Source organism: Lactobacillus kefiranofaciens, assembly GCF_900103655.1.
GTDB lineage: Bacteria > Bacillota > Bacilli > Lactobacillales > Lactobacillaceae > Lactobacillus > Lactobacillus kefiranofaciens.
The window spans coordinates 1-2,473 of the sequence record NZ_FMXC01000073.1; the positions used below are offsets into that span (position 1 = coordinate 1).

Here is a 2,473-nt window from a genome sequence, read left to right on the forward strand (position 1 = left end):
AAATTCAAAGGACTTGAGCTTTTTTAATTAATTATTCAACTTACCGCAAAAAATTATACACTTAGTGCCGATATTTATTTATTTCTTGCTAAAGCCTGCTTCGAACCAAACATTAGCTGAAGGTTTTAATGACCAACCGATTAATTTAGAATCAAGCGCGACTAAAGAATATGTTCCAGAAAGTAGCACAACATAAGCTTTGTCGTACATCCATCTTTGCCATTCATGCATTTTTTGGATGCGATAATTAGTATCGAATGACTTTTTGGAATCAATTTCACTTAGCAATTTGTTGTTAGTAGGTGATACAAACCGATCAGCATTATAAGGCATTTTTTTGCCATATAAAACTGTAGGCAAGGGATCACCTGTAGGCTCCCAAGCATTAGATAAGACGTCGATGCCAGGATCACTCGCTTTAACAGCATTAACCCAATTGTTAAATTCCATAGGTCGGCCCGTGTAGAATCTTACTTTGAGTCCTAATTTTTTCCATTGTTGAATATAGTTAGTCCATAAAGATGCTGCGCTGCTACTAGAAGCAGGGACTGCAAGATTAATTGTTAATTTTTTGCCGTTTGGTTGCAGGCGATAACCAGTTTTCTTATCTTTTTTATAGCCTGCTTGATCTAGCAATTTATTTGCTTTAGCTGGGTTATATGAATAAGCGGGAATATTTTTGTCATGATAGGCACCAAACTGAGCAGGAATTAAGGAATTGACTCTGTAGCGTAAACTGTGGAAAATACGCTGATCTACCTGATCAACATTCATACCATAAGCCATGGCTTTTCTCAAAGCTGGATTATCCATTTTGGCATGCTTATATTGTTCATTTTTTCCGGTATTTTCATTCCACTTACCAACTTTAAAAGACAGGTAACTATAAAGTGTTGATTTATTGCCTATGATGTTAATACCCTTAGTATTTTTTACTTGTGCATATTGCATATTGATGACATTAGCAACGTCAAACTTGCGGCTTTTAATTGCTTGTGAAGCACTAGAAGTAGAGATTGTCGACATTTGAATATGCTCAAAATTGGGTTTGCCTTGCCAATAGTATGGGTTGCGTGACCAGGTTGTGGCTTGTCCTTGAACAGTACTGTCCATTTTATAAGGGCCAAAGAATAGCGGATGTTTGCGTATTTGTGGACTCGAAACTAATTTATCAAATGGTATATTTTTTAAATAGTGATAAGGAGCTGCATAATCCCAAAAGAACACGTTCCCCGCGCTTAACATAGCGGGTCTTAATTCGAAGAAATGAAGAATAATTCTTCTACCATTCGGACCATCAGGCATTTCGATGCCGGAGATATTTTTAGCTTTGCCTGCATGATAAGCTGCGATTCCTTTTATGTTTTCTAATGAAGAAACATAGCGGCTCGTTTTAACTTTAGGGTTGGCGATAATTTCATAAGAATATTCAAGATCTTTGGCAGTAACTGGATGTCCATCTGACCAACGCACTTTTTTCTTCACAGTGATCTCTGCGATTTTCAATTTGTGATTTAGTTTTAGAGTAGCGGCACCTTTGTCTGTGATTCTATAGTGATCGTCACTTGCAAATAAACTTTCATTACCTGGTTACATTGCTTCTACGTCAGGACTTGTGTCAGCAAGTTCCATTGAAAAAATACCAGTAAATGGCGAATCGTTTTCTAAAGCGTAAGTCAATGTTCCACCTGGTTTAATGGCTTTTTTAGGAAGCGACTGCTTGAATTGCTTAGGAGATACGGTTGGTTTATTATCTTTTTTGCCACAAGCGGCCATAGCCATTGAAGCTGAACCAACTAACATCAAGGACAACAATTTGGACTTTGACATATTCATAAAAATTCTCCTTTCGTCAAAAATCCAATAACAGTTAATTAGAAAACAAATTTATCAAAGCTATTTAACGATAAGTTTGTACACGGTATATTACACTGCTCACTAGTAAAAATCAACACTAGAATCAGTAATAATTAATAAATAATTTACTAAATAAATTTACTAAGATAAAAATTAAAAATACTAAAATTATAAATAATAAGGATTTAGTTGCTCTTTTAACAATAAAAATCTTATAATTAACTTATGTAAGCGATTTAAGGAAAGAGGTGACTTTATGAAAAAATTAGTAATTGGCTTAAGTTTAAGCACACTTGCTGTGGGGTTAGCTGCTATTGCCAAAAAAATGATGGATAAAAAATATGGTGATGAAGATTTGAATGATCAAGAGATTCCGGCTCAAATTGATACCGAGGAAGATTACTTGAAAGATGATGAAGACTTAGAAGAATCTGAAAATCTTAAAGCTGATGCGATTAACCAGCCATATGAACCAATTAAGTATTAACATTCATGAAAAAGCGTCTGTGTTGCTAACGAACTGATATGAACCCCAAATTTGGGACATATTATTGAACTGCTTTATTTAAAACCATATTTCGATATTCTATCGGAGTATGGTTTTTTAGTACTGTTT

Annotated in this window: 1 protein-coding gene and 1 pseudogene; one reads left to right on the forward strand and one right to left on the reverse strand. The window is 34.8% G+C overall.

Annotated features, from left to right (window positions below; genetic code table 11):
* Positions 1 to 78: 78 nt before the first annotated feature.
* Positions 79 to 1,830 (reverse strand): annotated as a pseudogene (locus tag BLP58_RS11625) (oligopeptide ABC transporter substrate-binding protein).
* Positions 1,831 to 2,113: 283 nt separating this feature from the next.
* On the opposite strand from BLP58_RS11625, the gene BLP58_RS11630 reads away from it, so the two are divergent.
* Positions 2,114 to 2,344, forward strand: coding sequence for a hypothetical protein (locus BLP58_RS11630; protein WP_013854150.1), 231 nt, complete (start codon positions 2,114 to 2,116; stop codon positions 2,342 to 2,344).
* Positions 2,345 to 2,473: the final 129 nt, after the last annotated feature.